We start from the raw sequence: 12,492 nt of genomic DNA on the forward strand, positions 1-12,492 counted from the left end.
GCGAGGAATGCAGATTACTAGAAAACATAAAAATGTATGTTTGTGTAAATACTGAGATTGTAGCGAAAGTTTGAACAGTATATTTTTGACAATGTTTTTATGTTTCAGGAGGAATTTTATGCAGGCAGGTAAATCAAGCATCCAGTTTGAGCATCCGCCCATCATCACATCGGCGGCATCGATCGTGGGGCAGACGGAAGGCGAGGGACCGCTGGCAAGTTTTTTTGACCGGGTGGAGCCGGATCCGACGTTTGGGAAAAAGTCGTGGGAGGAGGCGGAGAGTGAATTGCAGCGCCAGACGGTGCAGAAATGTCTGGATAAGGCGGGCAGACAGGCGGCGGATGTGAATTGCCTGTTTGCGGGAGACCTGTTGGGACAGATTGTGGCGACCTCGTTTGGTGTGGAGTCGTTTGATATCCCGTTTTTCGGGCTTTACGGCGCCTGCTCGACGATGGGAGAGGCGATGATTCTGGGGGCGATGGCAGCAGGGGCTGGCTATGCGGACCGGGTTCTGGCGCTGGCATCGAGCCATTTTGCCTCGGCAGAACGGCAGTTCCGGTTTCCGCTGGCGTATGGGAATCAGAGACCGCAGTCCACAACCTGGACGGTGACCGGGTGCGGGTGTGTGATGATCGAAGGAAATGAGAAAAATGAAGGGAAAGATGGGCGCAGAGCGAAAGAAAATGCGTCAGAATCACTGAAAAATGCCGGACAGGAAAAATTGCATCCCAAATTTCAACCTTGTATCCCGGCTGCCACCCCCGGAAAGATCGTCGATATGCAGATGCGCGATTCCATGAACATGGGGGCGGCAATGGCGGTGGCGGCGGTAGACACAATCTTGCAGAATTTCCGTGATTTTAACCGGAAACCATCTGACTATGACCGGATCATCACTGGCGATCTGGGAATGGTGGGGAAGGAAATCCTGCTTGATTTTATGCGCGAGGCAGGACAGGATATTTCCAGCATCCATATGGACTGCGGGATCAAAATGTTTGACCCGAAGACGCAGGATACCCATTCGGGCGGGAGCGGCTGCGGTTGCTCGGCGGCGGTGCTGTGCGGCTATATTCTTCCGAAAATACAGGTGGGTGAGTGGAAACGCGTCCTGTTTGTGCCGACCGGGGCGCTGCTGTCCCAGATCAGCTTTAATGAGGGGCAGAATGTGCCGGGGATTGCCCATGGAGTGGTGCTTGAGGGAAAAGAATCGTTCGGTGAATGATAGGTATTTGCAAGAAACTTTAGAGAGGGAGCAGAAAAATGGACTATATCAAAGCATTTGTGACCGGCGGACTTCTCTGTGCCGCCGTGCAGATTCTGATGGATAAAACGAAACTCATGCCGGGGCGGATCATGGTACTTTTGGTGGTATGTGGCTCGATTCTCGGTGCGATCGGCTTGTACGAACCGTATGCCAAATGGGCGGGTTCCGGGGCAACAGTGCCGCTGCTGGGGTTTGGGAATACGCTTTGGAAGGGCGTGCGGGATGGAATTGACAAGGATGGGGTTCTGGGGCTGTTCACCGGCGGATTCACGGCGGGTGCGGCGGGGATTTCCGGGGCGTTGATCTTCGGCTATCTGTCGTCGCTGATTTGCAAACCCAAGATGAAGGATTAGAGAGAAGACGAAAGAAAAGTAAAAGAAAGCAAAGCAAAAGAAAATCAGTTGAGGAAATAAAAAGCTGCTGTAAAAGAGGCATATGAATGTCACTTTTTACAGCAGCTTTTTGCAGATATATTATTTTGCTGTTAATGCTCCGGATTCGCCGGGACAATCGGAATATTATTTCCATTCCGTCCACTTCCCGCCATCGGGCGTGGAACCGCAGAGTGGATCGGAGCCGATAAATTATCTGAATCGGGGCTGTAGCCCGGAGCTGAGAAATCGGCGCTCTCAGAAGGATGGATGATCGTGGACGAACCATTGTGAATCTTGCACTCGCCCGGCATGGAGAAGCGGGAATCGTCCGTTTCTCCGCCGTCTTCCGGAACGACCATAACTGTCTTGGAAATCTGCTGGTTCGTCGGGCAGAAGGCAGTCGAGATGCCGCCGGAGGCGGAGCAGATCGTCACGCGGGTGTGGTGATCGCAGGTCTCGGTCGGAACCGTGCCCTTCGCGAAATATTCAGTGTAGACGGCCGTTCCGCGCGGGTCACTGCTGCAGACGCCGGAAACCGGAAGCTTGCCGGATTTGCGGCATACTTCAGCAGTTTCAATGCTGTCCGGAACCGTAAATCCGGGGTCGCTTAAGCTCTCATGGACACGTGTCATGATATTTCGCCAGATGCGCTTGTGGTAACTGGTACCGCCGTTTGAAACGGTGCCGCCTTTTAATGGCTGGTTATTGTCGCACCCGCCCCAGATACCGGCAGTGTAGTACGGCGTAAAGCCTACAAACCAGACGTCGACGTTGCTGGTGGTCGTACCGCTCTTTCCGGCGCAGCTCATATTAGGAATCGCCGCTGTCGTACCGGTCGATTTAACCCCGGAACCGGAACGAGTATACATGGTATTGCTCTGCATAACATCCTGCATCGCGCTGGTTAAAAGATAGGCGGTAGAGTCTTTGAGCGCCTGCCGCGTCTCCGGTTCATTGTCGATCAGTATCTTTCCGTTGCGATCCAGGATCTTAGTAAAGAAGACAGGCTTCGTGTAGGTGCCGCCGTTGGCGATCGCCGCAAATGCATTTGTCAGTTCCAGGTTGCTGACGCCCTTTGTCAGACCGCCGAGTGCTGTCGAGAGAGTCTGATCCTGGCTTACGAGGGAAGTGATTCCCAGCCGTTCGGCATATTCGACACCGAGCTGCGGCGTTACCGTGTCCGCCATGCAGCGCAGGGCGACGATGTTCATGGAATAGGTAATGCCGTCGCGGATCGTGTGATAGCCCTTGTAATCGCTGCCCCACCAGTTTCGGAACTCTTTTTCACCGGAAGAGTATGGCCCGTCATAGTAAACAGTTGATAGGGTCGCGCCGCAGGCATCCAATGCCGGGGCAAAGGAGGAAATGACCTTGAAGGTCGATCCTGGCTGCCGCAGGGAGTCGGTCGCACGGTTTAAGGTGCGGTTTGCCGTCTTCTGTCCGCGTCCGCCGTTGATTGCCTTGACATAGCCGGTGGACTGTTCGATCAGGACGAACGAGGTCTGCGGCTCTAAAATCATGGTAACTGATTCACCGAGAACGGTGCTTCCGTCCTGCGTGAGGGCGGTGCGGTATTCATCGATCGCCGTCTGCGCCTCTTCCTCGGAATTAAACAGCCCGTCAAAACCGCTTTGTCCCTTGACCTGCTGGATCCATGTTTTCAGAGTTTCCTGTGAATAATGCTGCGTTTCCCCGTCTGGATGGGTCAGGGAAAGGCGGTATTCAACCGAATAGCGAGCCGCGTCATAGTTGGCAGGATTGTTGACTTCCTCATCGACGATCGCCTGAATCTGCGGATCCTGCGGGGTGTAAATCTGCAGTCCGCCGCTGAACAGAAGATTGGACGCCTGCGTGTCAGTATAGCCGAGCTGCTCTTTGAGTGCTTCGGTGACCTGGCTGATCAGCTCGTCCGTGTAATAGGAGTACGGTGTCTCATTTTCCTTGAGCGCCGTGTCGACATTCTGGATACGGGCGTAGACGTCGTCTGCCAGCGCTTCCTCCTGTTCTTCTTTTGTGATATAGCCTTGCTCATACATTGCCTGCAAAATGACCTTGCGCCGGGCGGCATTTGCCTCCGCACCGCTGATCGGATTCAGCTTTGACGGATTCTGTGTGATACCGGCGATGACCGCGCACTCAGAAAGAGTCAGATCGGAGACGTTCTTATTAAAATAGCGTAGCGCCGCTGCTTTGACACCAAGTGTATTGCTGCCAAGGTTGATTGTATTTAAATAGTTCGTTAAAATGACCTTCCGATCAACGTTTTTTGTCAGCTGCAGCGCCAGATATTGTTCCTGGATTTTTCGCTCGATTTTGGAACCCTTGCTTGTCTCCATACCGCCGTTGAAAACGGTATTTTTGATGAGCTGCTGGGTCAGGGTGCTGGCGCCGCCCTTATAATTATTTGTCAGGACGCCGACCACGGCGCGTGAAATGGAGCGCAGATCGATACCGCTGTGCTGCCAGAAACGCGAGTCCTCGATGGAGACGAACGCGTCAATTAGATCCTGAGGAAAATCCTCGTAGGATGCTTCGATTCGGTTCGAGTTGGAACCGACCAGCGTGTCAGTCACTTCCCCGGCGCTATTATATATAGTAGAAAAATATCCGCTTGGGGTGAAGCTGTCCGGGTTGAAGTCTGGCGAACTGTCCAGAATGCCTTTAAACATGCCGATAAAGGTGCTGGCACCCGTCACGCAGAGAAACAGAACAAGAACAAAGGCAGTCTTGAAGAAGGTCAGAAACAGCCGGTTGGCGTATTTCTTCTTCCGGGAATTGGCTGCCCGGATCCGTTTCTTGGTTGCTTTTACACCGTAATTCATGAGAACCTCCTTTGGGTTCGTAGTGGTTCATTCTATTAATAAATACAGTATTTCCAATTATATCAAAATTCATGGGATAAATAAATACTATTGTCATGAAGTTTTTTTTACGGTATCATAAAAGATAAGGTTTGTTACTGGGCACGTATGCGTGAACAGTAACTAAGGTTTACAAGCAGTTAAAGAAGTGAAAAAACGTCCGTTTTAAGGATGCGTAGTGTATAGATGGAGGGTAACTGTTCAGCAGGTCTGCGCATTTACTGAACAGTTACGATGGAGGAATAATCATGAAAGAGCGCTATAAAATCGTCTATCAGGGCGGAGAGGGCGAGATTGTGGAGAAGAAGTCCCGCTTTATCGCGGAGATCCGCCCGGTGGAATCGGAAGAAGAGGCGACGGCATTTATTGCGGAAGTCAAGAAAAAATATTGGGATGCGAGACATCATTGTTCGGCATTTACGATCGGAGAAAATAACGAGGTGGCGCGTTGCAGCGACGATGGAGAACCGGCGCAGACGGCGGGACGCCCGATGCTGGATGTGCTGCTGGGACGTGAGCTTCACAACGTCTGTGCGGTCGTGACCCGGTACTTTGGCGGGACACTTTTAGGAACCGGCGGACTGGTGCGGGCATATGGCGGCGCGGTTCAGGAAGGGCTTAAAAGCTGTGTGGTTCTGGAAAAATGCCTGGCTCGCAAATGGAAGATCGGGACAGACTACAGCGGGCTTGGAAAGGTGCAGTACATTTTGGCAGAAGCAGAGCTGCCGATTCTGGACAGCGAGTACGGCGAGGGCGTGGATCTGACGATCCTGGTGCCGTTTGACCAGGCGGGAGCAGCGGAGAAGAAGCTCATAGAGGGCACAAATGGAAGATGCCGGATCGAAAAACTGGATGAAGTTTATTTTGGCATGGATGACGGAAAAATCATTTTATTGTAAAAAAAGATTGAATAATGGATAAAAAAATGCTAAAATAACAAGCTGTATTATTTTGTGGGCGGATCCTTTGCCAAAGACGAAACGGCAGGATGCTTGTCTGTGACAGAAAATAATTATTAATTAGTACATGTAATGAATCATCATAAGAAAAGAGAGTAAGCAGATATGAAAATGAAACGGGAAGATGTCAGAAACGTTGCAATTATCGCTCACGTTGACCACGGTAAAACGACGCTGGTAGACCAGCTGCTCCGCCAGAGCGGTGTATTCCGTGCCAATCAGGAAGTAGTCGATCGTGTCATGGACTCTAACGATATTGAGCGTGAGAGAGGTATCACGATTCTGTCCAAGAATACGGCTGTTAATTACAACGGCACCAAGATCAACATTATCGATACACCAGGACATGCGGACTTCGGCGGCGAGGTAGAGCGTGTTCTTAAGATGGTAAACGGCGTTATCCTTCTGGTAGACGCATACGAGGGCGCGATGCCGCAGACCAAATTCGTTCTGCGTAAAGCACTGGAACTGGATCTGCCGGTTATCGTATGTATCAATAAGATTGACCGTCCGGAAGCACGTCCGGAGGAGGTTGTGGACGAGGTTCTCGAACTTCTGATGGATCTGGATGCATCAGACGAGCAGCTTGACTGTCCATTCTTATATGCATCTGCACGTTCTGGATATGCAAAGAAGAACCTGGACGATCCGAATGTGGATATGAAGCCACTGTTCCAGACCATTCTGGATTACATCCCGGCGCCGGAGGGAGATCCGGATGCAGAAACACAGGTTCTGATCAGCACGATTGATTACAACGAGTATGTAGGACGTATCGGCGTTGGTAAGATCGACAACGGCTACCTGAAAGTAAATCAGGACTGCGTCATCGTCAACCATCATGAGCCGGACAAGTTCCGCAAAGTTAAGATCGGTAAGCTCTATGAGTTTGAAGGTCTGAATAAAGTAGAAGTACAGGAAGCAAAGATCGGTTCGATCGTAGCGATTTCCGGTATCGCAGATATCCACATCGGTGATACCCTGTGCTCCCCGGAGAAACCGGAGGCAATTCCGTTCCAGAAGATTTCTGAGCCGACCATTTCCATGGATTTCATGGTAAACGACAGCCCGCTGGCAGGTCAGGAAGGTAAATTCATCACTTCCCGCCATATCCGCGAGCGCCTGATGCGGGAGCTGAATACCGACGTCAGCCTGCGTGTAGAGGAGACAGACTCCGCTGACTGCTTCAAGGTGTCCGGCCGTGGCGAGCTGCATCTGTCCGTTCTGATTGAGAACATGCGCCGCGAGGGCTTTGAGTTCGCAGTCAGCAAGGCGGAGGTACTCTACAAATATGACGAAAGAAACCGCAAATTAGAGCCGATGGAGATCGCTTACGTCGATGTACCGGATGACTTTACCGGTGCTGTTATCCAGAAGCTGACCAGCCGTAAAGGCGAGCTGCAGGGCATGAGCCCGATCGGCGGCGGATACACAAGACTGGAGTTCTCGATTCCGTCCAGAGGTCTCATCGGCTACCGCGGCGAGTTCATGACCGATACAAAGGGAAATGGTATCTTAAACACCAGCTTTGACGGCTATGCACCGTTCAAGGGCGAATTAAGTTACCGCAAACAGGGATCCCTGATTGCATTTGAGGCAGGCGAGTCCATCACCTACGGTCTGTTCAATGCCCAGGAGCGCGGAACCCTGTTCATCGGACCGGGCGTTAAAGTTTACTCCGGCATGATTGTCGGACAGAGCGCAAAACCGGAAGACATCGAGTTAAACGTCTGCAAAACCAAAAAGCTGACAAACACCCGTTCTTCCAGCGCCGATGAAGCCCTCCGCCTTGTTCCGCCGAAAATCATGAGCCTGGAGCAGTGCCTCGACTACATCGATACCGATGAACTTCTCGAGATCACCCCGACCAGCTTACGAATCCGTAAAAAGATTCTTGATCCGACTCTGAGAAAGAGAGCGATGATCAGCCGTAAAAATAGCTAAATAATCGTAAAGTGGGAGCAGCCGCGCAAGCCAGCTGCTCCTTTTCGTATATTCAAGCGAGAGATATCTAGGAAACGACGCGCCCCGCCGTTTCCGTCCCTCTGCCGATCCCATTCCCTCTGTCGATTCATGTCCCCCACCCTGTCGAAATTTCCCCCTCACTTCTTCTTCTAAAACGGTCATTCCCCTCATACATATATACAGTAAGAAGCAGGACTCCAAGAACCTGCCGTGAAAAACTGCAAAAAAGAAGAGGAGAGAGATACTATGTCGGAAAAAATGATTGAAAACAACAAGGTTAGCGTGATTGGTGAGGTCGTATCGGAATTTACATTCAGCCACGAAGTATTCGGGGAAGGATTTTATATCGCAGACCTGGCAGTCAGCCGTCTGAGCGATCAGGTGGACGTGATTCCACTCATGATTTCAGAACGGCTTCTGGATGTATCGAAAGACTACCGCGGAATGACGATGGAGGCGATCGGCCAGTTCCGTTCCTACAACCGTCATGAGGGCGCGAAAAACCGTCTGGTGTTGTCTGTGTTTGTCCGTGAGATTCATTTCCTGGAAGAATTTACGGATTACACCAAAACCAACCAGATTTTTCTGGAAGGCTATATCTGCAAGGAGCCGATCTACCGGAAAACACCGCTGGGACGCGAGATTGCCGATATGCTGCTGGCGGTCAACCGTCCGTATGGAAAATCCGATTACATACCGTGTATTGCGTGGGGTAGAAATGCCCGCTATGCGTCCGGATTTGGCGTGGGAAGCCACGTGTGCGTGTGGGGGCGCGTGCAGAGCCGTGAATATACGAAGAAACTGAGCGAGACAGAGTGCGAGAAACGTGTGGCATACGAGGTGTCGGTCAGCAAGCTGGAGTGCGTGGAAGAATAGGATAGGCTTAGGATGTTACAGCAAATTTTGAAGCCGGTTATGCAATCGATAGGACATGATAAATGGCTGGTTTTGCCATAGCTTGCCAAAACAGATAAAATATGCTAGAATAAGGCAGTTTACAGAATTCGTAAAACGATTATTGGATGGATAGAAATAAAACACACAGGCCTGTGTGTAAAAAGACATCAGGAAAGACAGTCTGTGCGCCAGCGCAGCGGGAGGCACAGAAAGAGGAGAGGGAAATGAAAAAGGGGAAAGTTCATATCATCTTCGGCACCGGGATGGGAAAAACAGCGATGGCACTGGGACGTGGTGTCAGTGCAGCCATGCACGGCCGGAAGGTAATTATGATACAATTCTTAAAGGGAGTGCTGAGTCATGAGACAGCAGATGGGTTAAAACAGCTGGAGCCGGCATTTAAAGTATTCCGATTTGAAAAACAGAATGAGTATTATGAAAATCTCTCTGAAGAAGGCAAAAAGGAAGAGCTCTGCAATATTCAGAACGGGTATAATTTTGCAAAAAAAGTACTCTGTACCGGCGAATGCGATATGCTGATTCTGGATGAATTTCTTGGGGTGTTAGATCAGAAACTGGTCGGAGACGATGCTCTGGAAACACTGCTGGCAGCGCGCGAGGAGAATGTCGATCTGATTCTGACCGGAAAAGTATGCCCGGCTGGGGCCAAGGAGCATGCAGACGAGGTGACGCGCCTGGAATGCCTGAAGCCGTCAAACGATCATGCCGTTACTGTTCACGGGTAGGCACTTTTGGAACCGAAAGTGCCGTAAGAAAACATGGTGGCAGCAGGAATTTGCCGTATTTGAATGCGAAGCCACGGCAAATTCCGTTACTGGGCACGTATGCGTGAACAGTAACATCATGCGTGCATGAACGGTTGACAAGTATTCAAAGTAATGCTAAGATAGAAAAAACAAGTAGAGGTTGCGTTGATTATCAGTAAGCGGTCGGATGCGGCAGGTGCAGGAGAAGACAGCTGAAAGGATGATACGCCGAAGGGCTGCGGCGCCTGTATCTGCAGTTCCTGGGTGCAGGATGAAGAATTCTGTAACTGTCATCGACAGATGGGGAGCTACTGGGAGTTTGGATTTGAATTCATAGAGCTGGCCATTGTGCCAGCTTTTTGTACGCTCAGGACCGACAGGCTGCAAACAAACATTCGTTTGAAGCGGGGACAGAAACGGACTCTGGAATAGAAACTCAGCCATCGTGCAAAAGAATAAGGAGGAAACAAAATGTCTATTTTTGAAGGAGCAGGCGTAGCGCTGGTAACGCCATTTCATGAGGATGGAAGCGTAAATTATGAGAAACTGGAGCAGATCGTAGAAGAACAGATCGCTGGCGGTACAGACTGTATTATCGCCTGCGGTACGACCGGCGAGGCGGCTACATTAAGCCATGAGGAGCACATCGAGGTGATCCGTTTCGTATGCCAGGTCGTAAATAAGAGAATCCCGGTTGTAGCAGGAACTGGTTCCAACTGCACAGAGACAGCGGTATATCTGTCTACCGAAGCGAAAAAGGCAGGCGCAGACGGACTTCTGCTCGTATCCCCGTATTACAATAAATCAACCCAGAAGGGTTTAAAGGTTCATTTCTCAGAGGTCGCAAAGGCAGTTGATCTTCCGATCCTTCTGTACAATGTACCGAGCCGTACCGGCGTCAATATCACCCCGGAGACGATCGTGGCACTGTGCAAGGAATATGAGAACATCGTCGGTGTCAAAGAAGCAAGCGGCAATTTCTCCGCGATCGCACAGATTGCAAGCCTGTCAGGCGGATCAGTTGATATTTACTCCGGCAACGACGACCAGACGGTTCCGATGATGGCACTGGGCGCAAAGGGCGTTATCTCCGTATTATCCAACGTGGCACCGCGTCAGGTACATGATATGTGCGCGGCATTCAAGGCTGGCGATGTAGCGAAGGCAAGACAGATGCAGATAGATGCAATTCCACTGATTGAGGCGCTGTTCTGCGAGGTAAACCCGATTCCGGTTAAGGAAGCGATGAACATGATGGGCGAGGAAGTGGGTCCGTTCCGTAAACCGTTAGTGGATATGGAACCGGCAAACCGCGATCGTCTGAGAAGAGAACTGGTAAATTACGGAATCAGCCTGAAAGAGTGATAAGAACCGTTAAAATTAGGATGAGATAGGGAAATGAGGTTTTAACAGATGGTACGAGCAATTATGCATGGCTGCAACGGCGCCATGGGACAGGTTATTTCCGGAATCGCAGCGAAGGACGAGGAGATTTCTATCGTTGCGGGTATTGATATGAGAACCGAGCAGAAAAATGATTATCCGGTTTTTGCGTCTCTGAACGAATGCAAGGTAGAAGCGGATGTTGTGATTGATTTTTCCAATGCAGCAGCTGTCGATGAACTTCTCGACTGGTGTGCAGAGAAGAAAATGCCGGTTGTTCTGTGTACGACAGGACTTTCCGAGGTACAGCTGGCAAAGGTAGAAGAGACGGCAGAGAAGACAGCTGTTCTTCGCTCTGCAAATATGTCTCTTGGTATCAATATGCTCTTAAAGCTTCTGAAAGAAGCAGCGCAGATTCTGGCTCCGGCCGGATTCGACATCGAAATTCTGGAGAAACACCACAATCAGAAGGTGGATGCTCCGAGCGGTACGGCGATTGCGCTGGCAGATTCGATCAACGAGGCGATGGGCAATACATACCATTACAAATACGATCGTTCTGCTATACGTGAGAAACGTGATGCGAAGGAGATTGGTATTCAGGCGATCCGCGGCGGCACGATCGTAGGCGAACACGATGTCATTTTCGCCGGTCAGGATGAGGTGATTACCTTTAATCATACAGCTTATTCCAAGGCGATTTTCGCAAAGGGTGCGGTACAGGCAGCCAAATTCTTGGCAGGAAAGCCGGAGGGACGGTATGATATGGCGGATGTGATCGGTTAAGAGATTTTATACAGATGTGAAAATGAAACCCCGGCTGTGAGTAAGTTTATCCACTCACAGCCGGGGTTTTCATTTCTGGAATTTTTTCTGCCCTTGTGTTTGTGGATGAAAGCTTCCGAAAATCAATTTGTCAAGGTTAGTGTATCATTTTTTTACATCTTGTGTAAAAAAATGACATCTTGTGCAGTGTAAATTGTAGAAAAATAAAACAAATGATAAGATGAATACAACAAGAAAAGCTTGAAATCGTGAAAAAGAAGAAAAACTCCAGAATAAAAATACATGAAAGACAGCTTTTCGATCAATAAAAGGAGGTATGAGGATGAGAAAACGCAAATGGATGAAGGCGGGTGCCTGCGCACTCAGTGCCGTTTTGATCATGGGCTTGTATGCCGGACCAGCTTTTGCCGAATGGGTAGGTACAGGAGGTGCAAGAGCCTACATCCTAAATGGACAGGTGCAGACAGGCTGGCAGCAGATCGATGGAAAATGGTATTACCTGAATGAACAGGGAGCACCGCAGATCGGCTGGGTAAAAGACGGGGACAAACAGTATTTCTGTACGGCGTCGGGGGAAATGGTCAGCGGTGTCGTCTGGATCAATGGAAAAACCTATTATTTTGGCACACCAGACAGTGGAGAGATGGCAACGGGTGTTGTCAGTATCAACGGAATTCCTTATACGTTTGAAAACGATGGCACATCGTTCGGCGGCCGCAAGCCGAGACCGGCGAGAAGCTTTGAGGTAAAAGTGGCAGAAGACGGAACGATGACCATCTTAGAGACGACCAATGCCGATACACCGAAGCTGAATTCCAGAACATCCAAAGAACGCAGACATTCTGGAGGCGGTGGTGGAAGCGAAACGCCGAGTGTGGTACCGAGTGATGCGCCGGCGACGAAAGAACCGACCGAAAACCCGACGCCGACCGTGAAACCGACCCAGCCGGAAGAGACGGAAGGGGATACAACAACGGAGCCGTCGCAGCCAACAACGCAGCCAACAGATCCGTGATCAATCTGAAACTAAGAGTACGAAGTGAAAATAATCGGCCAAGTTCAGATTTGGGGCGATTACAATCATCTATAATTTAACCTTGTTTTTGCTCTCCTGCATATAGGATGATGGAAACAGATTCATATACTCTCGAGCTCTTTCCTGCGTATGTGCAGGGAGGAACCCGGGAGTATATAAGTTAGAGCGATGAGAAAGAAACGGCGTGCCTGAGGGGA

10 protein-coding genes and 1 riboswitch are annotated in these 12,492 nt (G+C 50.3%); of the genes, 9 read left to right on the forward strand and 1 reads right to left on the reverse strand.

From position 1 onward, the window contains the following. The first annotated feature begins 118 nt into the window (after nt 1-118). Both DXB70_RS07465 and DXB70_RS07470 read left to right on the forward strand, forming a co-directional pair. The gene (locus DXB70_RS07465; protein WP_118673000.1) at nt 119-1,225 is read left to right on the forward strand and encodes a stage V sporulation protein AD; all 1,107 of its coding nucleotides are present in this window, start codon (nt 119-121) and stop codon (nt 1,223-1,225) included. A gap of 38 nt (nt 1,226-1,263) precedes the next feature. Beyond that, complete coding sequence (locus DXB70_RS07470; protein ID WP_022359528.1) at nt 1,264-1,620, forward strand: SpoVA/SpoVAEb family sporulation membrane protein; 357 nt, start codon at nt 1,264-1,266, stop codon at nt 1,618-1,620. 131 nt (nt 1,621-1,751) lie between these two features. Here the strand turns inward: DXB70_RS07470 and DXB70_RS07475 are convergent, their stop codons facing one another. Further along, nucleotides 1,752-4,463, reverse strand: a complete 2,712-nt coding sequence (locus DXB70_RS07475) for a transglycosylase domain-containing protein (RefSeq protein WP_118467480.1) — start codon at nt 4,461-4,463, stop codon at nt 1,752-1,754. 287 nt (nt 4,464-4,750) lie between these two features. On the opposite strand from DXB70_RS07475, the gene DXB70_RS07480 reads away from it, so the two are divergent. The 7 genes from DXB70_RS07480 (at nt 4,751) to DXB70_RS07510 (ending at nt 12,274) form a co-directional block, all read left to right on the forward strand. Then, the gene (locus DXB70_RS07480) at nt 4,751-5,401 is read left to right on the forward strand and encodes a YigZ family protein (RefSeq protein WP_118467482.1); all 651 of its coding nucleotides are present in this window, start codon (nt 4,751-4,753) and stop codon (nt 5,399-5,401) included. A 165-nt stretch (nt 5,402-5,566) separates the two neighbouring features. Further along, a complete protein-coding gene (gene typA, locus DXB70_RS07485; RefSeq protein ID WP_117795171.1) occupies nt 5,567-7,405 on the forward strand; it encodes a translational GTPase TypA in 1,839 nt (612 codons plus the stop codon). Nucleotides 7,406-7,672: 267 nt separating this feature from the next. Continuing rightward, nucleotides 7,673-8,302 (forward strand): single-stranded DNA-binding protein, encoded by a 630-nt coding sequence (locus DXB70_RS07490; protein ID WP_022359532.1) that lies wholly within the window; start codon nt 7,673-7,675, stop codon nt 8,300-8,302. Between the two features lie 245 nt (nt 8,303-8,547). Beyond that, entirely contained in the window at nt 8,548-9,069 is a 522-nt protein-coding gene (locus tag DXB70_RS07495; RefSeq protein WP_118673002.1) for a cob(I)yrinic acid a,c-diamide adenosyltransferase, read from the forward strand. 167 nt (nt 9,070-9,236) lie between these two features. After that, nucleotides 9,237-9,409: riboswitch (Lysine riboswitch) on the forward strand. Between the two features lie 152 nt (nt 9,410-9,561). After that, entirely contained in the window at nt 9,562-10,455 is an 894-nt protein-coding gene (gene dapA, locus DXB70_RS07500) for a 4-hydroxy-tetrahydrodipicolinate synthase (RefSeq protein ID WP_118467484.1), read from the forward strand. Between the two features lie 48 nt (nt 10,456-10,503). Continuing rightward, a complete protein-coding gene (gene dapB, locus DXB70_RS07505) occupies nt 10,504-11,259 on the forward strand; it encodes a 4-hydroxy-tetrahydrodipicolinate reductase (RefSeq protein WP_118673004.1) in 756 nt (251 codons plus the stop codon). Nucleotides 11,260-11,581: 322 nt separating this feature from the next. Continuing rightward, a complete protein-coding gene (locus tag DXB70_RS07510; protein WP_182448433.1) occupies nt 11,582-12,274 on the forward strand; it encodes a hypothetical protein in 693 nt (230 codons plus the stop codon). The last annotated feature ends 218 nt before the right edge of the window (nt 12,275-12,492 follow it).

It is taken from the genome of Clostridium sp. OM05-5BH, from assembly GCF_003481505.1.
Taxonomy (GTDB): domain Bacteria; phylum Bacillota; class Clostridia; order Lachnospirales; family Lachnospiraceae; genus Otoolea; species Otoolea fessa.

Coding starts and splice junctions, on each gene's coding strand:
- DXB70_RS07510 (WP_182448433.1), top strand. CDS start 11,582: ATGAGAAAACGCAAATGGATGAAGGCGGGTGCCTGCGCACTCAGTGCC.
- dapA (WP_118467484.1), top strand. CDS start 9,562: ATGTCTATTTTTGAAGGAGCAGGCGTAGCGCTGGTAACGCCATTTCAT.
- DXB70_RS07495 (WP_118673002.1), top strand. CDS start 8,548: ATGAAAAAGGGGAAAGTTCATATCATCTTCGGCACCGGGATGGGAAAA.
- dapB (WP_118673004.1), top strand. CDS start 10,504: ATGGTACGAGCAATTATGCATGGCTGCAACGGCGCCATGGGACAGGTT.
- DXB70_RS07480 (WP_118467482.1), top strand. CDS start 4,751: ATGAAAGAGCGCTATAAAATCGTCTATCAGGGCGGAGAGGGCGAGATT.
- DXB70_RS07465 (WP_118673000.1), top strand. CDS start 119: ATGCAGGCAGGTAAATCAAGCATCCAGTTTGAGCATCCGCCCATCATC.
- DXB70_RS07490 (WP_022359532.1), top strand. CDS start 7,673: ATGTCGGAAAAAATGATTGAAAACAACAAGGTTAGCGTGATTGGTGAG.
- typA (WP_117795171.1), top strand. CDS start 5,567: ATGAAAATGAAACGGGAAGATGTCAGAAACGTTGCAATTATCGCTCAC.
- DXB70_RS07475 (WP_118467480.1), bottom strand. CDS start 4,463: ATGAATTACGGTGTAAAAGCAACCAAGAAACGGATCCGGGCAGCCAAT.
- DXB70_RS07470 (WP_022359528.1), top strand. CDS start 1,264: ATGGACTATATCAAAGCATTTGTGACCGGCGGACTTCTCTGTGCCGCC.